We start from the raw sequence: 26,385 nt of genomic DNA, 5'->3' as shown, positions 1-26,385 counted from the left end.
ACCTGCGTCACAGGGGCGCCCGGCCCGCCGGGTCAGGTGATGGTGACGCCGCCGTCGACCGCCAGCGTCTGCCCGGTCACGTAGCCGCCGGCGGAGCTGGCGAGGAAGACCAGCGCCGCCGCCAACTCACGCTCGTCACCGGTACGCCCCGCGACCATCCGGCTGGACATGGCCTCCAGGTAGCCCTCCGCGTACTGGTCGGTCATCTCCGAGGTGAAGAACCCGGGAGCGAGCGCGTTGACCCGGATCCCCCTGCGACCGGTCCACTGCTGGGCCAGGTCGCGGGTGAGGCCGATCAGTCCGGCCTTGCTCGCCGCGTAGGCCGCCTGCGGCAGCCCTGCCGTGGTCAGCCCGAGGATGCTGCTGATGTTGACGATGCTGCTGCCCGGCTGCATCACGCGGCCGCACGCCTGCGCCATCCAGTAGCAGCCGTTGAGGTTGACGTCGATCACCGAGCGGAACTGCTCGACGCTCTCGCGAGTCGCCGGCACCGCCGTGCCGACGCCGGCGTTGTTGACCAGCACGTCGACACGGCCGAGCTCCCGGACCGTCTCGTCGACCAGCCGCCGGCAGTCCTGCGGGTCGGCCACGTCGGTCTGCACGGCGAGGGCGCGGCGACCCAGTGACTCGACCATGGCGCGGGTCTCCTGCAGCCGATCGACCCGGCGGGCGCCGAGCGCGACGTCGGCGCCCCAGACGGCGAGGGCCCGCGCGAAGGCGCCGCCCAGGCCGGACGAGGCGCCGGTGACGATCGCCACCTTGCCGTCGAGTCGGAACATGTCCAGCACGCTCATGCAGCAGCTCTCCTTGCGCGAAGGCCCCTCGGACGCGGGGTCAGGACGTGCCTGCCCCTCCGGCGCGGCGCGCGAACCGCCGGTGGGGAACAGACCTGGAAGTCGGCAACGAGCAGCAGGACTCTGCCGTTCGGCGACGAATCTCTGTCTACCCGCCGCCGGAAGGACTGCCATGTCACCCACCAGGGCCACGCGCCGCAGGGCACTGCTGCTGGGGTTCGCGCTCGCCGCCGGCGCGCTCGCCGTCCCCGCCACCCACGCCGCCACCGGAGCGGCCCCGACCGCATCGGCCGTCGACACGGTCAGCCTCGTCCGCGTCGACACCCCGAGCCGCGCCGACAAGGACCGGCTGCTCACCCTCGGGCTCGACCTCACCGAACACGCCGGCGAGGACTTCGTGGAGGTGGTGCTGCACGGCGCCGCCGACGCACAGGTGCTGCGCGAGGCCGGGCTCGACTTCGCCGTCGAGATCGCCGACCTGGCCGACCGCGGCCGCGAGCGCGCCCGCCTCGACGCCGCCTACGCCGCCCGCGTCGCCACCTCGGAGCTGCCGAGCGGCCGCACCGGATACCGCTCACTCGCGGACTACGAGCAGGAGATGGCCGACCTGGCGAAGACCTACCCGACTCTGGTCAAGCCGCTCGAGCTGCCACACGAGACCATCGAGGGCCGCACCGTTCACGGCATCGAGATCACCGAGCAGGTCGCGGCGCAGGACGGCAAGCCGGTCTTCCTGCTGATGGGCCTGCACCACGCGCGGGAATGGCCGTCGGGTGAGCACGCCCTCGAGTTCGCCTACGACCTGGTGCAGGGCTACGGCAGCGACAAGCGGACGACGGACCTGCTGCGGCGGACCCGCGTCGTCGTCGTACCGGTCGTCAACGCCGACGGCTTCCACGACTCCTTCACCGGGGGCAGCGTGATCGACCTGCGGGCCGTGGACGACGGCGGCACCGTGTCGATCCTCGGCACCCCCGGCGCGGCGTACAAGCGCAAGAACTGCCGGCCGGCGGACGGCGTGACGAGCATCCCGCAGGGCACCTGCCCGCTGTCGGTCTCGCAGGGCGGCTTCGGCAACGGCGTCGACCTCAACCGCAACTACGGCGGACTGTGGGGCGGCCCGGGCGCCGACGCGCAGCCGGCGGGCGCGACCTACCGCGGAGAGGGCCCGTTCTCCGAGCCCGAGACCCGCAACATCCAGCACCTGATGTCGACCCGCCAGGTGACCACGATGATCACCAACCACACCTTCAGCAACCTGGTGCTGCGCCCGCCGGGGGTGCGCGCACAGGGCGCGCCGCCGGATGAGAAGGTCTACGAAGCGCTCGGCGCGCGGATGTCACGGCACAACGGCTACGTCAACCAGCCCTCGTACGCGCTCTACGACACCACCGGCACGACCGAGGACTGGAGCTACTACGCCACCGGCGGCCTCGGCTTCACGTTCGAGATCGGCGAGGAGTTCCACCCGCCGTACGAACGCGTCGTGCAGCACTACGTGGGCGGGACCGAGGGCGAGGACCGCGGGGCCGGTGACTTCGTCGACATGGGCAACCGCGAGGCGTACTTCGAGGCACTGGCGGCCACCGCCGATCCCGCTCTGCACAGCGTGCTCGCGGGCAAGGCCCCGGCAGGTGCCACGCTGCGCCTGGTCAAGGAGTTCCCCACCCTGACCTCGCCGGTGGTGAGCCCGACAGGATCCACCGGTCCCCGGCAGGCCCTGCTCGACCGGCTGGAGACCATGCTGAAGGTCGGTCGGGACGGGCGGTTCGAGTGGCACGTCAACCCCTCGACCCGTCCCGCGGTGATGGCCAGGCGCCTGCAGGTGCTGGACGATCCCCTCCACACCGAGAGCTTCGCGGGCGGCCCGACCGTGCCGATCGTCGGGCACGTGGACCACGAGTTCGAGGTCACCGACTCCGGGGTGCAGGCGGTCCAGGTGGACCTGACCTGGCCGACGCCGGACGACATGGACCTCGAGGTCTACCGCAAGAAGGACGGCGAGCTGCACAAGGTCGGCAGCTCCGGCGGCTTCGTCTTCGCCAAGGAGCAGGTGTTCCTCGAGGACGTCAGCCCCGGCAGCTACGTCGCCCGGGTGATCAACTTCGCCTCCGCCACGCCGACCTACCAGGTCGACGTCGCCCAGTTCGGCGCCGCGAAGACCGAGGTCACGACCGGCCTCGTCGAGCAGTGGACGCTGATCTGTGAGGTCGGTGGCGTCGAGCGGAGCCGCTCGCTCGTGACGGTCGAGCGCGGACAGCAGCAGAAGCTCAGGGGCGTGTGCGGCAAGCGGTGACCTGAGCAGCGCACGTCATGAGGTCACCGTCAGCGGCGGGCCGACCAGCTCGTTGCCGTACCTGGCCGCGACGGCCGCGAAGGTCGGCACGTCGGGTGCCGACGGCTCGGGCAGCGTCAGCGACGTCGCTGGTCGACCCGCCTCGGCCACGAAATTGTCGAACTGTGCCGGGGAGGTGATCTGCAGCAGTCGGCAGTCTCGACCACCCGTGACGGCGAAGGCGTGCGGCACTCCACGCGGCAGCAGGACGAACGCGCCCTCGCCCGCGGTCCACCTCTGCTTGCCGCACTGCACGTCCAGCTGCCCGTCCAGGATGTAGAAACCCTCGTCCTCGCCGTGGTGCACGTGCAGCGGTGGCCCGAACCCGGCCGGGGCCCGGCAGTCGATGAGCGTGAAGGCGCCGCCCGTCTCGGCCGATCCCGCCTTCACCGTCATCAAGGTGTCCAGGAACCACCACGCCGCCCCTTCGCCATCGCCGAGGTGATAGCCGCTCAGTTCCGTCATGCTCATCCCTTTCGTCATACTGCTAGTACGTTCGATGTACGGTGAGTATGCTCATCTCATGGATGCTGTCAACAGCCGACGCGCGTACCGGTCGCCGGTCCGCGAAGCCTCCGCGCGGGCCACCCGGGAGGCCGTGCTGGCAGCGGCCGAAGAGCTGTTCGTCGCGCAGGGCTTCGCCCTGACCTCGGTCGACCAGATCGCCACGCAGGCGGGGGTGTCCCGTCCCACCGTGTTCTCCCTCGGCACCAAGACCGCGCTGCTCGCACAGCTACGCGACCGCGCTCTGGCCGGGGACGACGAGCCCGTGCCGGTCCGGGAGCGCGCCTGGTTCGTCGCACTGCTGGCCGACCCGGAGCCGGCCGGCGTCCTTGGCAGGTACGCCGACGGCGTCGCGCAGATCGCGAAGCGGTACGCCCAGCTGGAGGAGGTGCTGCACCAAACCGCCGGAGCCCACCGGGACCTGCGGGACCTGTGGCAGGCGAACGAGACACAGCGCCATGCCGGGGTGACCGTCGTCGTCGACGACCTCCTCGGCAAGGGACCGCTGCGGCACGACCGGGACACCAGCCGCGACCTGCTCTGGCTGTTGGCCTCCAGTCAGCACTACCGCCGGCTCGTCCACGGGCGCCGTTGGTCGCACCAGCGGTACCGGCAGTGGCTCGGCACCACGATGTGCGAGCAGCTGCTCCCGGCCGCCCACCCCTGACCCGGACGGGTCTGTCGATCAGGTCGGTGCCGGGCTCGCGGGCGAACAGGCGGGTGAACACTCGTGCGCCGGACGTGACGTTCCCAGCGGGAACGTCAACGTGCGAGATCGCCGCCGACGAAGCGGACCAAGAACGGCCCTGGTACATCGGTGGCGCCGTCCAGCTGGACCGGCTGCTCGACCAGGCGCCCCTGCTGGAGCCTCCAGGCGCGCAGCGTGAGCTCGTCCGGGTCCACCGCCCAGTAGCAGCCCACGCCGGCCTGCTCGTAGAGCTCGCGCTTCAGGACCAGGTCGACGCTGCGGCTGGAGGGCGACAGCACCTCGATGGCCAGCGCCAACGGGCCGGTCACCGCCTTGGCTCCCGGGTCATCGCGCCGGACCACCAGCAGATCCGGCTGCAGTGAGCGCGTCGAGGTCGGCTGGTAATCGGTCGGCGCGAGGAAGACCTCCAGCTCCGCGGGACAGGCTGCACGCAGCAGCAGGTGCAGGTTCCCGATCACGCGCTGGTGCTGCTTGCTCGGGGCCGCGCTCACGAGCAGCGTGCCGTCGACGAGCTCGTAGCGCAGCCCGTCGTCGGGCAGCAGCTCGAGGTCGGCCACGGTCCACGGGTGGTCACGTGGCAGAACACGCATGAGTCACATCTTCCCCGTTCGAGGTCGCGCGGTCCAGCAGACGCAAAGGGTCGCTCCGTCTCGCCACGTGCAGGTACCGTCGGCCGGATTCTGTGGACGCCGCGAGACTCGAGCCGCCCGCAGGAACCCGTCTCGGGCCGCGGACTGCCGCAGTTCGGCGTCGAAGCAGAGAAATTCCGTCTGACCTTCACCAAGCGACATGACCGCCTCCAGGCGGCCCGAGATCAACCCCTTCTTCAGGATTTTCCTAACCGGCCAGGTGGTCCCAGTTCGGAGCCAACTCCGACCACGGCCCCGCCGCCACGACGTGCCCGGCCTCCAACACGACCACCCGGTCCGCGGCACGCAGGGCCGCCCGCTTGGAGGTCGAGCCGAGCACCGTGGTGCCGCGTGCGCGCAGCGCCTGCCACAGCTCGACCTCGGTGCGTGCGTCCAGCGCGCTCGACACGTCGTCGGCGAGCACCAGCTCCGCGCCGGTGGCGAGGGCGCGGGCCAGCGCCAGGCGCTGCACCTGCCCACCGGACAGCCGCACGCCGCGGTGCCCGACGATCGCCTCCAGCCCGCCGGCCTCGGCGACGTCGCGACCCAGCCGCGCGTCCTCGACCGCCAGCCGCGGGTCGCGCGCGTGGTCGAGCGCCAGGTTGCCGGCGAACGAGCCGGACAGCACCCGCGGCACCTGCGCGACGTACGCCACCTGTCCCGGGCGCAGGAAGCGCTGCGGGTCGCCGACCTCTCGGCCGTTCCACCGCAGGCTGCCGGTGTGGTCGACCAGCCCCGCGAGCGCCGCCAGCAGGCTCGACTTGCCCGACCCGGTCCGACCGAGCAGCAGCACCAGCTCGCCGCGCTCCACGGCCAGCGAGACCGCCTGCACGCCGAGGGTGCCGTCGTCGTGGACCGCGGTCAGGTCCTGCAGCTCCAGCCGCTCGAGCGGCTCGTACGGCGGCGCCTCCGGCAGCGGAGCAGTCCCGCGCACCAGGTCGACGGCAGGTGGCAGCGCCACGAGGTTGACACCGCCGGCCAGGCGGGACGTCTCCGCGGCCCACGCCCGGGTGCCGGGCGCCTCGGTGATGACCGCGCCGGCGACCCGGCCGAACCAGTCGAAGCCGCTGACGGCGGTGGTGACCAGCAGCGCCGTCGACAGGCCCCAGCTGCCGAGCAGGAACACCAGCCAGCCGGCGACGACACCGCACTGCACGAGCACGATCGGCAGCCCGTCCAGCAGCGCCTGCACCCGGTGCTCCTTCACCGCGGCGTCCACGCGGCCCCGGTCGACGCGGCTCAGGTGCCGGTGCACGTACGGCGTGGCGGCCGCGAGCTTGACGGTCCGCGCGGACTCGAGCGCGGACACCAGCGACCGGCCGAACCGTGCCCGCGCGGTGGAGGACGCCATGGCGGAGCGCCCGGCCGCCGGCGACCCGGCGGCCGGCGACGCCGCGGCCAGCACCATCACGGCCAGCCGCACGGCGCCGGCGAGGACGCTCCGGGCGATCAGCCCGGTGAAGACGACGACCGCGAGGCCGTTGAGCAGGTCGACCCAGCGGTCGGCGTAACGGACGAAGCGGTCGGCGTCGAGCGCGCGGCCGACGACCTCCCCCGGCGGCGTCCGCGGCAGCCGGTGCTGCATCGTCTGGCCGCGCAGCACCGCGAGCCGCACCCTGAGCAGCACGGCGATCCACCACTGCGGGTAGACGCGGAACGCGAGTGCCAGCAGGACCGGCGCGGCCAGCAGCGAGAGGGTCAGAATGGCCGTCTGCAGGAACGGCCGCTCACCCCGCTGAAGCTGCTCGACGACGCTTCCCCAGACGTAGCCGGTGACGGCGCCGTAGGCGCCGACCACCGAACCGAGCAGGAAGAGCAGGCCACCGGCGAGTCCCCACTGCGGGTGCATCCGCAGCATGGCCAGCGTGTGCCGGGTCAGGCTCGGCCCGCTGGCCACCTGCTGCGCGGCGCGCGCGGTGCCGGCCCGTCGGGCGGTGCCGACGGTCGGCGGACCGGCCGGCGTCTCGAGCTCCACCCCCTGGCCGGCAGCGGTCAGCAGGTCGCGGAAGGCACCCGGCTCCCCGGCGAGCCGTGCCCGCGGGCCGCTCTGCACCACCCGGCCGCCGTCGAGCACGGCGACCCGGTCGGCGCGCGCCGTCGTGCTCAGCCGGTGCGCGATGACGATTCCGGTGCGGCCGGCGAGCAGCCGGTCGGAGGCGCATACGACCCGCGACTCGGTCACCGGGTCCATCCGCGCCGTCGCCTCGTCGAGCACCACCAGCTGCACGTCGCGGACCAGCAGCCGGGCGAACGCGACCAGCTGCTCCTCCCCCGCCGAAAGCGTCGCGCCGCCCGGCCCCAGCAGGGTGTCCAGCCCGTCCGGAAGGCCGGCGACCCACTCGTCCAGCCCGAGCTCCGCGACGGCCGCGACGACGTCGGCGCGCGGCACGTCGGCGAACAGCGTGAGGTTGTCCAGCAGTGTCCCGGCCAGCACGTCGGTGCGCTGGGCGACGACGCCGACGGCTGCTCGCAGAGACTGCAGGTCGAGGTCGCGGACGTCGACTCCGCCGATCCGGATCGCGCCGCACGGCGGCTCGACCGCGCGCGAGACGAGCGCGGCCAGTGTCGACTTGCCGGAGCCGGTACGGCCGACCAGCGCCAGGGTCTGCCCAGCCGGCAGCTGCAGGTCGACGTCGCGCAGCGCGAAGGCGCCCTCGGCGTAGGAGAACCGGAGTCCGTCGATCACGACGTCCAGCGCGCCGGCGGGGACCGGCTCGCCGCCGGTCGGCTCCGGCTCGGCGGCCAGCAGCATGCGGATGCGGGTGAGCGCCCCGAGCCCCGCCTGCAGCTCGGGCAGGTGCCGGCTGATCTGGTCGAGGTTGCCGACGAACATCGTGGTGACCAGGAACAGCGTGACCAGCTCGGCCGTCGTGAGGCGGCCGCCGATCACGAGCAGGACGCCGGCGCAGGCGGTGAGGGCGAGCAGCCCGTGCAGCAGCAGCCCGGCCCGGCGGGCGATGCGGCTGGCCGTGCGGGTGGTCGCGGCGACCCGCCGATGCACCTCGGCGGACAGCTCCGCACAGCGGCGGAGCACGAACGGCTGCCCCAGCGAGGAGCGGACGTCGTCGCGGGCCGCCACCCCCTCCTCCATCGCAGCGGCCTGCTCGGTCCAGGCGATCTCCTCGGCGAGCTTGCGCTCGGCCACCTCGGCCGTCAGCGGCCGGACGACGAGGACCGTCACGCCGCCGGCGAGCGGGAAGAGCAGCCAGGCCGGCCACCACGTCACACCGGCGATCACCCACATCGGCCCGGCGCGCAGCAGCGTGCGCACGAGGTCCCAGCCGATGCGGCGCAGCAGGTTGCCGAGCTCGTGGGTGTCGTCGTCCACCCGGTCGAGCACCTCGCCGACGGCCTGCTCGGACAGCACAGACAGCGGCTGCTGCAGCGCCGCCTCCAGCAGGTCGCCCCGCAGCCGGCCCTCCGCCCGGTCGACGGCCGACCACCAGACCGCGCGTGCCGCGGTGTCCAGCAGCGCAGCGCCCACCACCGCGAGCGCGAGCACGGCGACGAGCATCGCCGTCGGCGACTCGGCCAGCCGTCCGGCGATGACGGTTCCGCCGGTCTGGCCGAGCGCGGCGACGCCGGCGGCGCCGAGCGCCCACGCCGTCGGCACGCTGCGCAGGCGGGCGAGCCCCACCTGGCGCGCCGGCGGGAGCTCCCGCTGCGCCGTCGGTGCGGCGGCGTCGCGCTCGAGGAGGGTCATGGCGGCCCCGACCGTACGGGGCCTTGCGCCGTCGGTCGCCTGGGTTTCGCCTGGCCCGCAGAAGACGACTCTCACGACTCCGACAGCTCGTGCTCCTCACGCCGTGCTGCGGTGGGCCTGCTCGAGGCTCTCCAGGAGCCGACCCGCATTCGCCGGTACGCGCAGGGGCATCTCCGATGTAGGACGTCACCCATGACCCAGTCGAGCGTCCGCGACCACCAGAGAGGCGGGGCCAGCGTGCGAGCTCGTGCCCGTCTTCACCCAGCCACTGGCGACCAGCGCCGCCAGCTCCTCCGGCCGCACGTCCAGTAACGGCGGGCGTTCACGCCACCTACGAGGAAGAGCCAGGGCGCAGGCCGCTCAGGTCGATGTGCGCGTCGCCCCAGGGGGTGGGCACCTGTCCGGCGTCGGTGATGACGGCCACCTGCTCGTACGACGCAGCCGACAGGGCGTAGGCCACCAGCACGACGCGGGGGTCGGTCTCCACGCGCCAGAACAGCGGGATCCCGGCTTCGGCGTACTCCCCCGGCTTGGCGAAGCGGTCGGTCTTGCAACTGGACGGGCTGACGACCTCCACGACCAGCCCGAAGTGCTGCGGCGCGAAGAAGGGCGTGTGCAACGGCGCGGCGGCGTCGAGAACCGCAAGGTCGGGCACCCGTCCATCGGTACCGAGCTGCAGCCCCAGCTCGTGCAGCACGCGCCACTGCGGCGGGCACTGCCTCGCCAGCTGCACCAGCAGCTCGCCGACGACGAGCTGGTGCCAGCCGGTGGGCGGCGGGCTCACGACGAGCAGCCCGTCGACCACCTCGTAACGGCGGCCGTCGTCGGGCAGCCCGTCGAGCTGGTCGAAGCGCCAGGCGCCAGCGTGCTCGAGTTGGGTCGTGTCCATCGCGCGCCTCCTCGGCCGCAGCCCATGCTGCCACTGTCAGCGTGGCGACGTCAGCCGCGGAAGGTCTGCCAGCAGGCTGTGGACAGCTCAGACCAGCACGAGGCACCCGTCGAGCTCCAGCAGAAGCAGCGCCGCGGGAGGCGTTCGTGCGAGTGCTGGCGGAGCTGTCACGCGCGCTGGCCGTTGCGCCGGCTGTGACCGAGGAGGAAGGTAAAGGGTGAGGACGTCGGACCGGCACGCCGGCCGGTGAGCAGGGGAAGGAGCGGGTCATGCACGCCAAGTCGCGCCCTGGTCACGAGAGCAAGAAGCCCGGCAAGACGATGAAGCAGAAGCGGGCTCTGAAGCACGCAGCGCACCAGCCGCCGCCGACGTCGACGTCGATCGTGCCGCCGCGCAAGCCCCCTGCCACCCGGTGACCCGGGCGGTCGCCGCAACCCATGGGGATTGCCCGTCCCGCCGCCGAGGAGCAGTCTGTACCCGTTGGCGGCGCCACCGGAGTGCCGCCCCGGACCGGAGGGAGTGGGGGCCGTGTACGCCAGGTCCACCACAGTTCGCGGCGATGCCGAGGCATTGGACGACGCGATCGCCATGGTGCGGGACGCGGTGATGCCTGTCCTGCAGGAGATGGAGGGCGGGGTCGGGCTGTCGATGCTGGTCGACCGCGCATACGGAACGTCCATCGTCACCAGCGCCTGGGACAGCGAGCGGGCACTGATCCGCTCGCGGGACCAGGTCACGGATCTCAGGGATCGGGCGGCCGAGCAGCTCGGCGGGGCGGCGGAGGTGGAGGAGTGGGAGATCGCGCTGCTCCACCGCGAGAGCATCTCCGGAGCCGGAGCGTGCTCACGGGTCACCTGGTTGAAGGTCCACCGCCACGAGATCGACCACCAGGTGGATGTCTTCCGCTCGACGCTGTTCCCGCAGCTCGAGATGATCCCGGGCTTCTGCAGCGCCAGCCTGCTGATCAACCGCGAGACCGGCCGCGCCACCTCCGCCGTGACCTACGAGAGCCGCGAGGCGATGGAGCGCAGCCGATCGGAAGCCAGGCGGCTGCGGGAGGAGGCGACGCGGAGAATCGCGGCCGAGATCCACGACGTCGCGGAGATGGAGTTGGCGCTGGCACATCTGCGCGTCCCCGAGCGGATCTGAAGCGGCGTGCGCGACACGATCGACTCCAGCAAGGCACAGCCGAGAGGAGAACGGCATGGCGGTGTGCGACGTGCGACAACGACTACGACATGGCGTTCGAGGCGACGACCGAGCTGCGCGACCGCGTGTGACCTGACGGTGTAGGCCGCAAGCGACACCTCGACCCAGGCTCAGCACCAGCCGGAGCCCGTCGTCGACTCGCCGCGCCCGGCGTGGACGACGGGGCGCGTCGATGTCCACGCCGATGCCGCCACGGCCTGGTTCGGCGGTCCCTCTTCCCGTACCGTGAATCAGGGGAACCTCACGAGGTGCGCGATGACTGCCTGGACCGACCCGGAGCAGCGGCCAGAGGTATGCCGATACCGTGGTGTCCGGCCCAGGTGGATGACGTCGACCTCCGCCCGATCCTGCCGGGACGCCCCCGGAGCCCGCCGCGCACTCGTGGTCAGTGCCCTGCTCACCGCCCTGTGCGCGTTGCTCGGCACGCCCGCGGTGGCCGGCGGCGAGGAGCCCTCCCCCGGACCGCGCGTGCTCGTGACCGAGGTGCGGACGGCGATCACCCCGGTGGTGGCTGACCAGGTCCACAGCGGCCTCGCGCGGGCGAGCAGCGACGGCTTCGACGCCTACGTTCTCGAGCTCGACACCCCAGGAGGGCTGGTCACCTCGACGCGGAACATCGTGGAGGACGTGCTGGCCAGCCCGATCCCCGTCGTCGTCTATGTCAGCCCGCAGGGTGCTCGGGCCGCCTCGGCGGGGGCGATCATCACGCTGTCGGCGCACGTCGCCGTGATGGCGCCCGGGACCTCGATCGGTGCGGCGACGCCCGTCGGCATGGAGGGCGAGGAGGTCTCCGACAAGATCGTCAACGACATCGCGGCGCAGGCCGAGGCACTGGCCCAGCTGCGTGGACGGAACGCGGACGCCGCCGTCGACATGGTCCGCGACGGACGCTCCCTGGCCGTCGAGCAGGCCGTCGAGCTGGAGATCGTGGATGCGGTCGCGCCGTCGCTCGAGGTCGCACTGGCGACGGCGGACGGGCTGCGGACCACGGTCGCTCCGCAGCAGGAGGTGACGGTGCGCACCGCCGGCGCGGAGGTGGTCCGGCACGACATGGGAACGATCCGCCGGATCCTGCAGGCGCTGGCCGACCCGAACATCGCCTTCCTGCTGTTGACCCTCGGCACGCTGGGCCTGATCTACGAGCTGGCGTCCCCAGGAGTTGGCGTGGCCGGCGCCACCGGCGCGATCGCCTTGCTGCTCGCGCTGTTCAGCCTGTCGGTGCTTCCGGTGAATGTCGTCGGGCTCCTGCTGCTCGCGGTGGCGGCCGCCCTGCTCGTGGCCGAGCTCTTCGCGCCGGGGGTGGGCGGCTTCGCGTTCGGCGGGGCGGTGGTGCTCGTCCTGGCGGCGATGTTCCTGTTCGACGACGCCGAGGGGGTCTCGGTCGACCTGATGGCCGTTCTGCCGACCGCCGTGCTCGCCGCCGCGGCGGCAGTCCTGGCCGGTCGGCTGGTGGTGCGCACGCGGCGGCAGCCCGCGGCGAGCAGCAGCGCGGACCTGCTCACCGGCCAGACCCTGACGGTGCGCTCGGTGGACCCAGACGGCGGAACCGGGCGCGCGTTCGCGGAGGGCGCGTGGTGGACGGTCCGCAGTACCGGGCCCCCACTCGCGGTCGGCGACGACGTGCGGGTGCGGGAGCTGGACGAGCTCGTGCTCGTGGTGGATCCCCTGCAGGCAAAGGAGCAGCAGACATGAACGACAGCACACTCATCGGCATCGGGCTGGTCGTGCTCCTGGTCGCGGTCGTGCTCTCGGCCGCCATCAAGATCCTGCCGGAGTACGAGCGCGGGGTCATCTTCCGGCTCGGGCGGATCCAGCCGCTCAAGGGGCCCGGCTTCATCATGATCATTCCGATCGTCGACCAGCTGGTGCGGGTCAACCTCCGGACGCAGACCTACGACATCCCCCCGCAGGACGTCATCACGCAGGACAACGTCACGGTCCACGTGAACGCGGTGGCCTACTTCAACGTCGTGGACGCGATCCGGTCGGTGATGGCCATCGACGACTACCGCTTCGGCACGCAACAGGTCGCCCAGACGACGCTGCGCAGCATCCTGGGCCAGACCAGCCTCGACGACCTGCTCACCAAGCGCGACGAGATCAACCAGCGGCTGCAGCAGATCATCGACGACGTGACGAACCCCTGGGGCGTCAAGGTGACGATCGTGGAGGTCAAGGACGTCATCCTCCCGGAGGGCATGCGTCGGGCGATGGCGCGGCAGGCGGAGGCGGAGCGCGACCGCCGGGCCAAGGTCATCCACGCCCTCGGCGAGAAGGAGGCGGCCGCCAACCTGGGTGTCGCGGCGCAGGTGTTCGAGGAGCACCCCGCGGCGATGCAGCTGCGCACGCTGGCGTCGATGCTCGAGCTCGGCGCCGAGCAGAACTCGACGATCGTGTTCCCGGTGCCGATGGAGCTGCTCCGGCTCATGGAGACGGCGCGCTGACGGTCAACGCGCCGTACCCGACCATCCGATCGGTGGTCGTCGGCCTTGCCGGTGCGCCGGGTGAGTTCGAGACAGATCGCGTCCTTCGAGTTGATCCCTGAGGTGAGCGCGTTGCTGACGGCGGCACGGCGGGTTCACTGCGGGGCGCACGTGACGGAACGCCTAGCAAGACGTCCTGAGACGTGACCGCTACGGGCCCGAGAGCTCCGCGACGTCGATGACGACCGGGTAGGGAGCCGACAGGCCGCCGGAGCCGGCGCTCAGCCGACCGGTCTCGCGGTAGGCGCCGTCCACCAGCTCGTACGCCACGATCTCGAGGGTCGGTTCCGTCTCGACCCGCCAGTAGTAGGGCACGCCGGCCGCGGCGTACTCCGCGGGCTTGAGCACCCGGTCCATGCCCGTACTGGTCGGGCTGACGATCTCGATCAGCAGCCCGAAGTCCGAGGCCGCATAGGCCACCTGTCGCGGGCGGACCGCGAGCCCGGCCCGTACGACAGCGAGGTCTGGCACGCGGCCGTCGGTGCGTACCCGGAAGGCGACCTCGTAGACCGGCTCCCACTCCGGCGTCGCTTGCCGATCGAGCTGGCGGAACAGCCGCCGGCTGACGGCCTGGTGGTGGTCCGTCGGTGGCGGCGTCATGAGCAGGGCGCCATCCACGACTTCGTAGCGCCAGCCGTCATCGGGGAGCTGGTCGAGGTCGTCGAAGCTCCACGGACCTGCGCGGCGCAGAGGTGCGACGGACATGGGGTCTCCCATCTGGCCATGGTGACACCGTCACCGCAGCAGGGCCAGCCTCCCAGCCTCAGTGCACGATCTGTGGAACGCGGTCAGCGATCCACAGCTCCTCCACCGCCGCCGGGATATCTGTTCGGCCGGCGTCGTAGCTGCCGATGTCACCCCGCTCCGGAAGCATGCCCGCGCTCACGGAAACAGCGCATGTGCAGGGCTCCCACTCAGCACTGCCACCCCAGCAGGTGGCTCGAGGAACCTGTGGATTGTGGACAGCGTGAGCAGCGCGTCCGGGTTGGCTGTGAACCTGCCCGCATGACACGCGCCTTCGCCTCCGCCGCCGCCGACTTCCTGCTCGAGCAGGGACCACTGACGCTCGCCGAGCTCCACGCGCTCGCCGTCCAGCAGGGTCTCAGCCGGGCCAAGAGCCCCTCTTCGCTCAGCGCCTCGCTGTCGTCCTCCTCCCAGTACGTCATCCGCCCGGACGGTCGCTACGACGCCGCTGCCCGGCTCCTGCGCGGCCAAGTCTTCACGACGCGGCGCCGGTCGATGAGCGACGGCGTGCTCTGGACCTACCGAGACCTCGACCCGCTCGCTGCCCTGTCCGGCCTGCCGCTGGCCACGGGAGGTGAGATGAGGCCTGGCTCCAGTGCGGTCGAGAGCTGGACCGGGCCGCCTGGATGGTTGCCCGACGTGTCGGCCGGCGAGCTGCTGGGGTTGCGATGGGACGGCGCGGCGCTGCACATCGAGGCAGTGCACGACGTGGTCGACGGGGCATCCGAGCGGGTACGCGACGTCCGCGAGGTGCTCGGCCGGCACGCGCGGGCCCGGCGCCGCGACCCCTGGTCGTACGAGCACCGGCCGTCCCTCACCCAGACGGTTCTGAGCGCCCTCGTCGAGGAGCCGGCGCTGTTCCTGACGCCGCTGCCTCCGCTGCGCGAGCTGCTCCCCCTGCCGGAGGACCTGCGCCCGCAGGACGCCGGCGAGCGGGATCCCCGACGGACTGCGAGCATCGTCGAGGTGCCCGTGTCCACGTGCGTGCACGAGGAGCTGGCCCGGCGGGCGGACCTGCTGGGCGAGCAGCTGCCGGACTACCTCTGCCTGCTGCTGACGGCCGCCGCCGACCGCGTGCAGCTGCCGGCACCGAGGTACGACAGGTACGTGCCGTACGAGCGGCCGTACGACAGCGACGTCGTCCAGCTCGATCGGTGGGGTCGCTGACGTGGCACGCCGACGACGCAGGACAGTGCACGGCGAGCCGGTCGAGGTGCTCCTCGACGCGCTGAACGCGCTTGACCGTGTTGGTGCAGAAGACGCGGAGGAGACGGCTTCTCCGCCGCTGTTGTCACCCGAGCAGCGCGACGCACTCGTGCGCGCACTGATGCGGTCCGAGGCGACCCTGCTGCGCAAGGACGCCGACAGGTTCCCGGCACTCGACCGGTCGGTGGACGAGCGCCGCTCGGTCGCGCTGATACTCCTGGCTGCGAACGTCTTCACCACCGCGCGGAAGCTCGGCCTCGTCGGCTCCGCCGCAGGTGCCGGCGCTGGTGCCACGATGGAAGGGTGCCCAGCAGACGAGCGCGCCATCTCGTGATGGACACGGGTCAGCTCGCCGCTACAACACCGTGCCGCTGTCGCGCTGCCAGCTGATCGACGGCCGGCTCCCCCGGACAGCGGCCGCTGGTCTGCACCAGGGTAGTACAGTGCGTACTACGCCCCAGGAGGTCCCCGTGAAACAGCTCGATGATCTTCTTCAGGCGCTGCGCGCCGAGGAGGAGGGATCCAAGGTGACATCCGTGCGGCGACCTCGATCCCTTGACGCGGCGGTGCAGGCCGCCGTGGCGATGGGATGGGCTCCGAACGCCAACGAGGGGGCCAACCGTGCCCTCCGCGACGACCTGGAGGCGTTCGCGCTCGGCGCCGCGCTGGACGCTCACCTCTCCGAGCACCCTCAGCTGACGCCGGACCTCGGCGGCGTGTCCGTGGCCGTCGCCGAGCTGCGGCATGACGCGCTGGCCGATTCACCGGATCTGATTCGCGCGGCCGCGGACGACATCATCACGGTCAAGCCTGATGCCACCGCTGATGACGTGCTGGTGTGGGCCTTGAGCATGCAGACGCACCGCGTCGACCCGAAGGCGACAGGGCCGCGGCGCCGGCGCGTTCAGGCGTAGCCGCGGTGGCAGGCGGGGGCTGGCCCGCGACTCTGGTGCTGGACAACGAGGCACTGCAGGCGCTGGCGGATCGACACCACGCCAAGCACCGCGTGATGCTCGAGAAGGTCGCGGCGGTGAAGTACGAGAGCCGGCGCGGCGCCAGCGTGCGAGTCGTGACACCGACCGCGGTGCGGGTCGAGGCGCTGGTCGCTCGCCAGGCAGCTCCGACGGCCACGCTCGGCCGCTTCAACGTCCAGGACGTTGCGCTCGACGGGACCAGAGCGGACCGCTGCGTCGCCCTCGCTGCCGCTGCGACGGCGACAGCCGTGGCTGCGACCGTTGCTGAAGCAGCTGAGAGCCAAGCGTGTACACGCCGGGTCAGCGTCTACACCTCTGACCCTGATTTTGCAGCCGGGCCGCCCGAGCCGCGGCCATGGGTCCGTCCGCCCAACTTCGCGCAGCGCCTGAACGGGGTCAACGTCGATGGGGTCGCGTCCAGAGCAAAGCAGGCAGAAGCCCTCCGCCTGCGCGGTCACTCCGGAGTACTCAGCGCACATGGGTGTCGCCGTAGCGACGCGCACAGGGCGCACAGGGCAACCGCAGCAGCCTGCTTCCGTCGTTCAGAACGAAGGCTCCTGGATACCTCGTGGCACCGGCTGCATCCCACAACTGAACAAGTGCGTCGCGACCACGCCGCGCCCGTCTGTGAAGCTCTTTGCCCTGTCTTCGGCTGCCCGGTCGGCCATCGTGGCCCGCCCGGAGTGCTGGCGGAGGTGCTCTCCCCACGACGCCACGCTGTAGATCTCGACGAAGCGCTCCCGGTCAGCGCCGTCCTGCGACAGGACCCACCACGTCGCCCCGGTGCGCCGACGTGACCTCTCAACGTCACGCATCGCGGCGATGAACGCCGCGGCTTGCTCCGGCGCCACCGAGTAGACGGATGTCACGAGGACCGGCCCATCGTCCGGCGCAGGTACGAAGGACAGCTGCGGCTCGGGCCAGTGCTGGGAGGGACTGGTGTCCGGTGCGTCGGCGATGAGCGGGAGTCGTAGCGCGAGTACGCCGACGAGCGCCAGCGTCCCCGCTGCGGCCATCAGCGCCGCCTGCACGCCGGTCTTGTCCGCCACGCCGCCCCACACGGCCGATCCCGCTGCCTGGCCGAGCATCACGACCAGCAGGTAGCCCGAGACCCCGCGAGCGCGCACCCAGCTAGGCAGCGCCAGCTGGATGACGCCGGAGAGGACAGCGAACGCTACGAGCCAAGCGCCACCGGTGACGAACAGCGCGGACCCGGCGAGCAGCGGCTGGTCGGTCAGGGCGACCACCATCGAGAAACCGGTGTAGGTAGCCGTCGCACATCCGAGCAGCGTCTCCTGCGCCAACCGCTCCTCGAGCGGGCGGCGCAGGAACGCGCCGGCGATCGCGCCGGCGCCCAAGACGCTCAGCAGCACGCCGTACCCAGTTGCCCCCAGCTGCAGCGCGCCTGTCGCGAGCACCGGCAGCAGCGCCCACAGGCCCACGGCTGGGAAGATGAAGAGCCCCGTGCGCAGCAGTGCTCGACGCACGACGGCAGAGTGACGCAGGTAGCGCGTGCCTGCCCACAGGGCCGAGAGCAGTGCCTCGGGCACCTGCGAGGTTTCCGGGATCGGCCCGGGCCGCAGACGGACGAGCACCGCGACCACCAAAGAGAAGGAGAGCGCGTTGGCGGCGAACACCCACTCGGCCCCCGAGGCGGAGATGAGCAGCCCCGCAACAGCAGGTCCCACCGCCCGGGCGATGTTGGCGTTGACCCCGTTCAGGGCGGCGACGGCCGGAATCGCGTCCCTGGGGACCAGGTCGAAAAGCAGGGACTGCCACGCCGGCAGCGCCAGCGCGGCTCCCGCGGCGAGCAGGAAGGTCAGTGACAGCAGCAGGACCGCAGTGGCCTGATCTGCCCACGTCACGAGCGTCAGGGTCACCGCGACGGTCGCCTGCCCGGCGAGCGCGCACACGAGGAGCCGTCGGCGGTCAACGACGTCCGCCAGGACGCCCGCAGGCAGGGCCAGGACGACCATGGGCAGGGCAGTCGCCGCCTGCACCAAGGCCACCAGGAAGGCGCTGTCGGACTGCTGCACCAGCAGCCACTGCGCACCGACCATGTGCATCCACGTGCCCGTCAGTGCAGCCATCTGGGCAAACCAGACTAAGCGGTAGGTGCGCATCCGCAGCGGCGCCCAGGTGGACCGGTCAGCGGCCGGTGCCGGCGCCACCCCCGGCGGCATGCCGCTCGGCCCGGTCACCGGACCTCGGGAGCCGGGACGTCTACTCCCCACTCCCGGAGCACTTCGGCCGTGTGCTGGCCCGGGGAGGCCGGGCCGGTCGGAGCGTCCGAAGCGGGCGTCCGGCTGAAGCGCGGAGCCGGCGCTGGCTGGGTGACCCCCGCGACCTTCGTAAAGGTCCCGCGGGACCGGTTGTGGGGATGTGCCGAGGCCTCGCTCATCGTCAGGACCGGCGTGACGCAGGCGTCAACCCCGTCGAACACCTCGACCCATGCGTCCCGGGTCCGCCTGCGGAAGGCGTCCGCGAAGACCTGCGTCAGCACCGGCCACTGGACCCTGTCCCACTGGTCCGGCAGGTCCGCCTCGTGCAGGCCCAGCCCGCGCAGCAGCTCTCGGTAGAACTTCGCTTCCATCGCACCGACGCCGACGTGCCGCCCGTCGGCGGCCTCGTACACGCGGTAGAAGGGCGCACCGCCGTCGTTCAGGTTGGACTCGCGCTGCTCCACCCAGGCGCCCCGCCCGAGCAGTTCGTACATCATCGTCATCAGCAGCGCGGATCCATCCACCATCGCCGCGTCAACCACCTGTCCGCGGCCGGAACGGCCAACGTTGTGCACAGCGGCCAGCACTCCGAAGGCCAGCAGCAGCCCCCCTCCGCCGAAGTCACCCACGAGGTTCAGCGGCGGCAGGGGCGCCTGTCCGCGACGACCTACGGGCGCCAGCGCGCCGGAAAGGGCGATGTAGTTCAGGTCGTGTCCGGCGGCCCGCGAGAGAGGGCCCTGCTGGCCCCACCCCGTCATCCGTCCGTAGACGAGCTGCGGCCGGCGGGTGAGGCAGACGTCGGGCCCCAGCCCGAGTCGCTCCATCACGCCCGGGCGGAAGCCCTCCACCAGGACGTCGGCACGCCCCACCAGCTCGAGGGCGGTCGCCACGCCGGCCGGGGCCTTGAGGTCGAGTGCCACCGACCGCCGGCCGCGCGCCAGGACACCGCCGGCCGCCTGCTCCATGGGATCCGGGGGGTGTGGAATCAACGACGCTGGCCGGTCTATACGGACGACATCGGCGCCGAGGTCGCTGAGCAGCATCCCGCAAAAGGGCGCAGGCCCCGCACCGGCCATCTCCAACACTCGCAGCCCCTCGAGTGGTCCGATCACCACCTCCTCCCGGGAACGCTGGACCGTCACAGCACCGCGACGGGACTCAGCGGGCCAGCGGTGCCGCCCACCAGCTGCAGCGGTGCCGCGACGAGCAGGAAGGCGGTCGCGCCTGCGCGGGCCAACTCGTCGAGCAGAAGGTTCTCGATGAGCGGCACGCCGTGGTCGCGCAGGAGCAGCTGGTGCGCTGGGAAAGAGGTGCCTGGAGCCGAGGGCTGCACCTCTACCGCGTAGTTGTCGCTCCCGACGACGGCTACGTCCGCGTCGGCCAGCCACTGGGCCGCTCCCCTGTCGATGCCGGGCTCAGCCGCGAAGTAGGTAGTGAGGTCGTCGCCGCAGGCCGCGAGCCAGCCGGTGCGGACGAGGATGGCATCACCCGGCTCCGGCTGCACCTGCGCGCAGTCGGCCGCGGCCTGTAGCTCGCTGGCCGTCACCGCCTCACCTGCCACGAGGGCGTGGCCTCGGCCGGCGGCCACGTCCAGCAGCAGCCCGCGGGTGACCACCGGTCGCAGCTCGGCGGCGCCGCAGCGCTGGGCGCCGGTCGTGCTGCGCACGCCGGACGAGGGGTAGCCGTTGTACAGGCGGTCCTCACACCAGACGTGGGCCAGGGCGTCCATGTGCGTCCCGCTGTGCGCGGCGAAGGACCAGACCTCCTCGGCGAATTGGAAGCCGTGCGGCCGCCGCGCCCCCGCGGCGTAATCACCGCCGTCGCGCGTCATGAACCGCTCGACCCGCTTGCGGTGCGGTGCGCCGGGCACCAGCGGGTCGAGCGGCTGCCCGAGTCGCACGACCCGCCCCTCCCGGACGAGCGCGGTCGCGCGGAGCACTTGCTCGCTGCCGATGAGATTGAGGGCCCCGGCTTCGTCCTCCGGCCCCCAACGTCCCCAGTTGCTGCCGGTCATCGCACCGCCTCCTGCTCCGGGCCCGGCTGGAGCGCCCGGTTGGCGAGGGCCACCAGGTCCCGGCGGGCGAGCTTGCCGGTGCTCGTCGTGGGGAGCTCGTCCACCGCGAGCACGACGCGCGGTGCCTTGTACCCAGCGATCGTCTCGCGGCACCAGGTCTGGATCGACGCGGCGGTCGTGTCGCTGTTCGGCCACAACCGGACGAACGCGACGACTTGTTGGCCGCGCACCGGGTCCTCGGCCCCCACGACCGCGGCCTCCACGACGTCTGGATGCGACATCAGGAAGTCCTCCACCTCACTGGGCGAGACGTTGATGCCGGAACTCTTGATCATCTCGGTGCTGCGCGAGGCGAAGGAGAGCCAGCCGGCTGCCGACAGCACCCCCAGGTCTCCGGTGTGGAAGAAGCCGTCGGCGTCGGTGAGCGGTTCCGCCCTGCCCTCGGCGTCGAGGTAGCCTGGGCTCAGGCGCCCCCTTACGAGGATCTCCCCCAGCTCGTCTGGCGGGAGCACGGCCCCGCTGTCAGGATCGACCACGCGGACCTCTACGCCCGGCAACGGAGGTCCCTGCGACGTCCTACGCTGCTCCAGGGGTGCGTCGTACGGCGTGACACAGCAGTTGCCGTAGACCTCCGTCGATCCGTAGATGTTGCAGATGAGGTCGGCTCCGAGAGCGTCTGCCACGAGAGTGATTTCACTCGGCGGTCCCAGGGTCAGACCGCGTCGCAGCGCAGGGAGCCGGTCGGCCGCGAAGGACGGCTCGTCCAGCAGCGCGTGCGTCACGGCCGGCAGCGTGTACAGAGCGGTGCACCGCTGCTCCTGCAGCAGCGCCAATGCTTCGGTCGCCTCGAACGTCGACTGGAGGATCAGCGCGGCGCCGTGCGTGAGGGTGGCCATCAGCGCATTCGCTCCGCCGTAGGCCCAGAACAGCGGGGAAGCCAGGAAGACGCGGTCCCGCGGCGTGAGTCCCTGCCGCTCGCCGATCTCGAAGCCGTTCTCGATCAGGTCCCGGTGCACCAGCGGAACGGCCTTGGGTCGCGCGGTGGAGCCGGAGGTGTAAAGCACCATCGCCACGTCGTCCGGACCCGCGGGTGACCTGGTCGTCAGCGGCTCGTGCGCGAGCAACTCGGCGTACGGAAGGGCACCCGGCGGTACCTGGTCGCCCACGACGACGACGGCCCGCAGAAAGGGGTAGCGCGAGCTGCGCCACGTCCCGGGCGCGGCCTCCCACAGCTCCGGTACCAGCTCGCGGAGCGCAGCCAGGAAGTCCTGCTTGCCGAGGCGGTCGACCATGACGAGGACGTCCGGCCGGGCGTGGCCGAGCAGGTAGTCAAGGTCCCACGCCCTCACCCACGTGTTCATCGGGGCCAGCGTCGCGCCCAGCGCCGCTGCGCCGAACGCGGTCTCGAGCCACTCGGAGCGATTGTCGGCGAGCAGAGCCACGACGCCACCGGCACGCGCACCCGCAGCGGCCAAGCCCCCAGCCACTCGCTCGCAGCCCTCGAGCCACTGCGCATAGGTCCTCGACGAACTCGTCGTCCGCAGGGCTTCCTGCTGCGGCGCGCGCGCCGCCTTTTCCTGCAGCAGCGCGTGCAGCGTCGTACTGGTGGGACGCTCGTCCTGCAGCGCTGTCACCTGTCGCCTCCTTCGGGGAGCATGCCTCCCGCACCCGACGGGCCGCCGGGGACGTGCGGAAGGGCGGCCCTCTTGCCGCCGTCTTCTGGAACTTGTAGGTTACTTCGGATAGACGAAATGTTCCGCACTACGGTTCGTCCGTCAAGGAGTAGAGCGAGGCCGGTCGCACCCCGCCCGCGGCTACGGCGGCGCTCACTAGGATCGCCGCCCGTGGCCGGGCGTGCCACCGGCACCGCACCACCGGCACCGCACCACCGGAAGGCCCGAGACCATGTTCACCTCGACGGACGACGACGCGAAGGACCGCTTCTCCCGGATTTTCGGCGTGTTGGAGCTGCTCGCCCCACACCCCGCCGGGTTGACGGTCACTGAGATCAGCCAGCAGCTCGGGCTGCCCCTGAGCAGCACGCACAACCTGCTGCAGCGGCTGGTCAAGGTCGAAGCCGTGCTGGTCACGTCCGATCTGCGCTACTCCATCGGCGGGCGGGCCGTGCGTTACGGCATCCGGATCATGGAGGGCCTGAACCTCAGGGCCGTCGCCCGCCGTCACCTCCAGGATCTGGCCCAGCTGCTGGGCGAGGACGTCTATCTCGCCGAGCGCTTCGGCGATCGGATCGTCTACACCGACCGGGTTGCCGGCCACCGCCCGATCAAGCTGGACATCCAGCTGGGGCAGTCGCTGCTGTTGCATGCGACTTCCGTGGGCAAGCTGTTTGCCGCCCACCACGACGAGCTCCGCGAGAAGATGATGAGCCGCGACCGGCAGCGGCTGACACCCACCACGCTCGTCGAGGTCGAGGAGCTCGAGCAGGAGCTGCAGGAGATCCGGGTCCAGGGCTACTCGGTCAGCCGCCAGGAGGCGGTGACCGGGATCATCGGCGTCGCCGTGCCGGTGCGGGATACCCAGGACAAGGTGGTGGCGGCGATCCACCTCTCCGCGCTGGCCGCGCATTGGGAGCCCACGACGGAGGAGGCCTGGCTCCTGCAGACCACCGCCACGGCCGCGTCCGTCGAGAAGAACCTCGGCAGGCTCGGGCACGACGAAGTCCGCTGAGTCCGCAGTCCTGTCGGCAGCCGCACCACGTTCCTTGCCGGGCCGTCTCCGCCTCACTACAGTCCGAGAATCGGTAATGTCTATCGGATTCTCGAAGGCTGCGGTGTCCGGCCGGCCGCACATCCAGGAATGGAGAGTCACGTGCCAGCCGCAGGTCCCGCCACCGACCGTCCAGGTCCGCTTCAGGGCATCACGGTCCTCGAGTGCGCCTCCATCGTCCTCGGGCCGCTGACCGCTCAGCTGCTCGGTGACATGGGAGCCGACGTGATCAAGGTCGAACCTCCGGAGGGCGACCTGACCCGAGCCATCGGCCCGTGCCGGGAGGAGGGGATGGGCTCGTTCTTCCTCAGCAACAACCGCAACAAGCGCAGCATCGTGCTCGACCTCAAGGTCCCGGAGGGGCGCGAGGTCCTCGGCCGCCTCGTGGAGCGTAGCGACGTCTTCCTGCACTCGGTGCGCACCAGCGCCGCCGAGCGGCTGGGCCTCCTGTACGAGCAGCTGACCGCCCGCCGACCGGATCTTGTCCACTGCCACCTGACCGGGTTTGCCGACGCGGGTCCGTACGGCGGCAAGCCTGCGTACGACGACATCGTCCAGGCCCTCTCCGGGCTGGCCGTGCTGCAGTCGGTCGTGACCGGCGTCCCGCGCTACATGCCGGCGATCTTCGCCGACAAGGTCACGGCGGTGCAGGCCGCCTTCGCCGTCTCCTCGGCCCTCCTGCACCGCGCGCGCACCGGTGACGGCCAGTCCGTGGTGGTGCCGATGTTCGAGAGCATGGCTGCCTTCAACATGCACGAGCACTTATGGGGCCACGCCTTCGAGCCCCCGCTGGCGCCCATGGGGTACGAGTCGGTCAGCACGGCCTCCCGGCGTCCCTTCTCGACCCTGGACGGCTACCTGTCGTTCCTGCCGTACTCCGACGCCCAGTGGTCGCGCTTCTTCCACCTCATCGGCCGCGACGACGTGATGAAGGACGAGCGCTTCGCGACCTTCGCAGCCCGGCAGCAGGCGGTGTCGGTGGTCTGGGCTGAGATCGCTGCACAGCTGGCGCTGCGGACCAACGCCGAGTGGACCGCCCTGCTGGGCGGCGAGGACATCCCGTTCGCGGTGGTCAACTCGCTCGAAGACCTGACCCGCGACGAGCACCTGGTCAGCACCGGGTTCTGGCAGATCCGTGAGGACCCCGTGGACCACCAACTACTGCGGGTGCCGTCCCCGGCCACCATCATGTCGCAGACCCCACCGAGCGTGCGCGCGCTGCCCCCCCGGCTCGGCGAGCACACCGCCGACGTGCTGGCCGGGCTCGGGATGGATGCGGCCGAGGTGGCACGGCTGGTCGAGGCAGGGGCCACCCGGCTCTGAACGGGGCGCCCCGGCTCAGCGGGCGTTGCGGCGGGTCAGCACGGTCCGGTCGAGACCTGCAGCGCTGTGCACGCCGAGCAGCGCGAGCGCCCGCTCCAGCTCCGTCTTCAGGACGTCCAGCACGCCCGACACCCCCGCCTCTCCCCCGACGGCCAGGCCGTACAGGTAGGGCCGACCGACGAGTACGGCGCGTGCCCCCAGCGCCAGGGCCGTCACCACGTCGGTGCCGCGGCGAACGCCGCCGTCCAGCAGCACCTCCAGCCGGTCACCGACCGCGGCGACCACTCCGGGCAGTGCGTCGAGCGACGCCTGGGCCACGTCCAGCTGACGGCCGCCGTGGTTGGACACCACGACTCCGTCGACGCCCAGATCCGCGGCGTGCACTGCGTCCTCCGGCGCCAGGACGCCCTTCACGAGCAGCGCGCCCTTCCACTGCTGCCGCAGCCAGAACAAGTCGTCCCAGGTGAGCGTGGACTGCATGAGCTCACGGGACTGCATCGCGACCGACTCCGCGGCAGCTCGCATCCCGCGGTCCTCGACCAGGTTGCGAGCGCCGACCCGGCCGTGCCGAAGCAGCCCGTAGAGCCAGATCGGGTGCCGCAGCGCGTCCAGACCGCGCACCGGTGTGAACACCGGCGGCTGACCCATGCCTCGCCGGCGCTCGCCCTCGCGGTTGCCGATGACGGGGACGTCGACGGTCACGAGCATCACCCGCGTGCCGGCGTCCCAGGCCCGGCGCAGCAGGTCCCTCGTGAGCACGCCGCTCTTCGGGTAGAGCTGGAAGAAGTGCCGCGCCGAGGTCGCCCGGGCCAGCTCCTCGATTGACCACGACGCCGACGTGCTGAGCACGTGCCGGGTCCCGTGCCGCTCCGCTGCGCGGGCCGCGGCGACGTCCCCGCGCCAGTGCGCCAGGCCGGAGAAGCCGGTGGGGGCGAGCAGCACCGGCAGCTCCAGGTCGACGCCGGCAACCGTGGTCCGCAGGTCGGGCTGGCCCACCGCACGCAGCACGCGCGGCACGAGCGACCACCGCGCGAACGCGGCCCGGTTTTCCTGCAGGGTGACCAGGTCGTCGGCACCGCCGTCCACGTACTCCCAGACCATGTGTGGCAGCCGCCGCCGCGCCGCGGCCCGGTAGTCCTCGACGCTCAGGAGCGTCTCCGGCGTGCGCCACCTGTACTCGAACGTGGCGAGCGCCGTCACACGCGGATGCCGGCTCGGGCGTCGAAGGCCTCGAGGTAGGCAGCACGCAGGGCTGACGACTTCTGCTTGTCCGTCAGCGGCACCGCTCCCGGCGGCGGGACGGCGGCCGCGTGTTCCTGGAGCGCCGCACCGACCTCCTGCACGTGCCGGTGCGGCACCACGACGACGCCGCCGGCCCCGGCGACGACGACGTCACCCGGCTCGACGACCACGCCGCCGCAGCTGACCGGAACGTTGATCTCACCCGGCTCGCGCTTCGCCGGCGCGAAGGAGGCCTCCCCGCGGCCGAACACGGGGATCCCGACTGCCTCTACCTCGACCAGGTCGCGCCAGCACCCATCGACGACGACGCCGGCCAGCCCGCGGGCGCCCGGCAGGACGAGCGCCTGGGAGCCCGACCCGCCGCCACCCCGGTAGCCGTGCCAGTCGACGACCAGCACGTCGTCCCGCTCGGCCAGCGACAGTCCGCCGTGGATGGCGAGGTTGTCCCCTGGCCAGGCCTTGGCCGTCAGGGCGAACCCGACAGTGACGCCCTGCGTGCGGACCAGCGGCCGGACTCCGCCGTCCATCGTGTACGGCCGGCCGACCAGGTCGGAGATCTCGGCCACCGTTGTCGAACGGAACGGCATGAGCAGTCCCGGGTCCAGCCCCGCGGGTCGTGTGCCCTGACGCGGCGGCACCATGACGCGGTGCCGGTACTGCTTCGAGTTGCTCATGTCA

Annotated in this window: 24 protein-coding genes; 11 read left to right on the top strand and 13 right to left on the bottom strand. The window is 71.8% G+C overall.

The genetic code is table 11. From position 1 onward, the window contains the following. Nucleotides 1-32 precede the first annotated feature (32 nt). A complete protein-coding gene (locus tag WD794_08390) occupies nt 33-794 on the bottom strand; it encodes an SDR family oxidoreductase (GenBank protein ID MEX2290327.1) in 762 nt (253 codons plus the stop codon). Between the two features lie 172 nt (nt 795-966). Between WD794_08390 and WD794_08385 the strand changes: the two genes are divergently transcribed. Beyond that, a complete protein-coding gene (locus WD794_08385) occupies nt 967-3,090 on the top strand; it encodes a M14 family metallopeptidase (protein MEX2290326.1) in 2,124 nt (707 codons plus the stop codon). A gap of 15 nt (nt 3,091-3,105) precedes the next feature. Here WD794_08385 and WD794_08380 read toward each other — a convergent pair whose 3' ends face one another. After that, on the bottom strand, nt 3,106-3,594 hold the full coding sequence (locus WD794_08380) for a quercetin 2,3-dioxygenase (protein MEX2290325.1): 489 nt from the start codon (nt 3,592-3,594) through the stop codon (nt 3,106-3,108). Between the two features lie 58 nt (nt 3,595-3,652). On the opposite strand from WD794_08380, the gene WD794_08375 reads away from it, so the two are divergent. Next, nucleotides 3,653-4,300: a helix-turn-helix domain-containing protein gene (locus tag WD794_08375; protein MEX2290324.1), complete on the top strand. Its 648-nt coding sequence runs from the start codon at nt 3,653-3,655 to the stop codon at nt 4,298-4,300. Between the two features lie 95 nt (nt 4,301-4,395). Here the strand turns inward: WD794_08375 and WD794_08370 are convergent, their stop codons facing one another. From WD794_08370 to WD794_08360, 3 genes are all read right to left on the bottom strand, one after another. Beyond that, a complete protein-coding gene (locus WD794_08370; protein MEX2290323.1) occupies nt 4,396-4,932 on the bottom strand; it encodes a Uma2 family endonuclease in 537 nt (178 codons plus the stop codon). A 247-nt stretch (nt 4,933-5,179) separates the two neighbouring features. Continuing rightward, on the bottom strand, nt 5,180-8,674 hold the full coding sequence (locus tag WD794_08365; GenBank protein ID MEX2290322.1) for an ABC transporter ATP-binding protein: 3,495 nt from the start codon (nt 8,672-8,674) through the stop codon (nt 5,180-5,182). Nucleotides 8,675-9,005: 331 nt separating this feature from the next. Further along, complete coding sequence (locus WD794_08360; protein ID MEX2290321.1) at nt 9,006-9,563, bottom strand: Uma2 family endonuclease; 558 nt, start codon at nt 9,561-9,563, stop codon at nt 9,006-9,008. Between the two features lie 269 nt (nt 9,564-9,832). Here WD794_08360 and WD794_08355 point away from each other — a divergent pair, with 269 nt between their 5' ends. From WD794_08355 to WD794_08340, 4 genes are all read left to right on the top strand, one after another. Continuing rightward, entirely contained in the window at nt 9,833-9,979 is a 147-nt protein-coding gene (locus WD794_08355; protein ID MEX2290320.1) for a hypothetical protein, read from the top strand. A gap of 112 nt (nt 9,980-10,091) precedes the next feature. Further along, nucleotides 10,092-10,712: a hypothetical protein gene (locus WD794_08350; protein MEX2290319.1), complete on the top strand. Its 621-nt coding sequence runs from the start codon at nt 10,092-10,094 to the stop codon at nt 10,710-10,712. Between the two features lie 384 nt (nt 10,713-11,096). After that, entirely contained in the window at nt 11,097-12,464 is a 1,368-nt protein-coding gene (locus tag WD794_08345) for an NfeD family protein (protein MEX2290318.1), read from the top strand. Further along, the gene (locus WD794_08340; protein MEX2290317.1) at nt 12,461-13,216 is read left to right on the top strand and encodes a slipin family protein; all 756 of its coding nucleotides are present in this window, start codon (nt 12,461-12,463) and stop codon (nt 13,214-13,216) included. Before WD794_08345 ends, WD794_08340 begins: the two co-directional genes overlap by 4 nt. A 189-nt stretch (nt 13,217-13,405) precedes the next feature. Here WD794_08340 and WD794_08335 read toward each other — a convergent pair whose 3' ends face one another. Both WD794_08335 and WD794_08330 read right to left on the bottom strand, forming a co-directional pair. After that, entirely contained in the window at nt 13,406-13,960 is a 555-nt protein-coding gene (locus tag WD794_08335; GenBank protein MEX2290316.1) for a Uma2 family endonuclease, read from the bottom strand. Between the two features lie 58 nt (nt 13,961-14,018). Further along, nucleotides 14,019-14,141 (bottom strand): hypothetical protein, encoded by a 123-nt coding sequence (locus tag WD794_08330; protein MEX2290315.1) that lies wholly within the window; start codon nt 14,139-14,141, stop codon nt 14,019-14,021. 119 nt (nt 14,142-14,260) lie between these two features. On the opposite strand from WD794_08330, the gene WD794_08325 reads away from it, so the two are divergent. The 3 genes from WD794_08325 to WD794_08315 all read left to right on the top strand — a co-directional run bounded on the left by WD794_08325 (nt 14,261) and on the right by WD794_08315 (nt 16,119). After that, nucleotides 14,261-15,166, top strand: coding sequence for a hypothetical protein (locus tag WD794_08325; GenBank protein MEX2290314.1), 906 nt, complete (start codon nt 14,261-14,263; stop codon nt 15,164-15,166). A gap of 25 nt (nt 15,167-15,191) precedes the next feature. Further along, nucleotides 15,192-15,539: a hypothetical protein gene (locus WD794_08320; GenBank protein ID MEX2290313.1), complete on the top strand. Its 348-nt coding sequence runs from the start codon at nt 15,192-15,194 to the stop codon at nt 15,537-15,539. 136 nt (nt 15,540-15,675) lie between these two features. Next, a complete protein-coding gene (locus tag WD794_08315) occupies nt 15,676-16,119 on the top strand; it encodes a hypothetical protein (protein ID MEX2290312.1) in 444 nt (147 codons plus the stop codon). Between the two features lie 602 nt (nt 16,120-16,721). Here the strand turns inward: WD794_08315 and WD794_08310 are convergent. From WD794_08310 to WD794_08295, 4 genes are read right to left on the bottom strand one after another with little or no spacing between them, the layout of a single operon-like run. Continuing rightward, nucleotides 16,722-18,362: an MFS transporter gene (locus WD794_08310; GenBank protein ID MEX2290311.1), complete on the bottom strand. Its 1,641-nt coding sequence runs from the start codon at nt 18,360-18,362 to the stop codon at nt 16,722-16,724. Nucleotides 18,363-18,376: 14 nt separating this feature from the next. Beyond that, nucleotides 18,377-19,513 (bottom strand): CaiB/BaiF CoA-transferase family protein, encoded by a 1,137-nt coding sequence (locus WD794_08305; GenBank protein MEX2290310.1) that lies wholly within the window; start codon nt 19,511-19,513, stop codon nt 18,377-18,379. Nucleotides 19,514-19,539: 26 nt separating this feature from the next. Continuing rightward, a complete protein-coding gene (locus WD794_08300; GenBank protein MEX2290309.1) occupies nt 19,540-20,415 on the bottom strand; it encodes a cyclase family protein in 876 nt (291 codons plus the stop codon). Further along, nucleotides 20,412-22,049 carry a class I adenylate-forming enzyme family protein gene (locus WD794_08295; protein MEX2290308.1) on the bottom strand — a complete coding sequence of 546 codons (1,638 nt, stop codon included), beginning with the start codon at nt 22,047-22,049 and terminating at the stop codon, nt 20,412-20,414. The genes WD794_08300 and WD794_08295 overlap by 4 nt, the downstream gene beginning before the upstream one ends. A gap of 271 nt (nt 22,050-22,320) precedes the next feature. Here WD794_08295 and WD794_08290 point away from each other — a divergent pair, with 271 nt between their 5' ends. Continuing rightward, nucleotides 22,321-23,103, top strand: coding sequence for an IclR family transcriptional regulator (locus tag WD794_08290; GenBank protein MEX2290307.1), 783 nt, complete (start codon nt 22,321-22,323; stop codon nt 23,101-23,103). Nucleotides 23,104-23,244: 141 nt separating this feature from the next. After that, on the top strand, nt 23,245-24,465 hold the full coding sequence (locus WD794_08285; GenBank protein ID MEX2290306.1) for a CoA transferase: 1,221 nt from the start codon (nt 23,245-23,247) through the stop codon (nt 24,463-24,465). Nucleotides 24,466-24,480: 15 nt separating this feature from the next. On the opposite strand, the gene WD794_08280 is transcribed toward WD794_08285, so the two are convergent. Then, nucleotides 24,481-25,665 carry an alpha-hydroxy acid oxidase gene (locus WD794_08280; GenBank protein ID MEX2290305.1) on the bottom strand — a complete coding sequence of 395 codons (1,185 nt, stop codon included), beginning with the start codon at nt 25,663-25,665 and terminating at the stop codon, nt 24,481-24,483. Further along, nucleotides 25,662-26,381 carry a hypothetical protein gene (locus tag WD794_08275; protein ID MEX2290304.1) on the bottom strand — a complete coding sequence of 240 codons (720 nt, stop codon included), beginning with the start codon at nt 26,379-26,381 and terminating at the stop codon, nt 25,662-25,664. Before WD794_08275 ends, WD794_08280 begins: the two co-directional genes overlap by 4 nt. Nucleotides 26,382-26,385 lie beyond the last annotated feature (4 nt).

The organism is Mycobacteriales bacterium (assembly GCA_040902655.1).
In the GTDB taxonomy this organism is placed as follows: Bacteria; Actinomycetota; Actinomycetes; order Mycobacteriales; family SCTD01; genus SCTD01.
The sequence above is the reverse complement of the archived record's forward strand: the minus strand, read 5'-3'. Positions and strand labels throughout refer to the sequence as shown.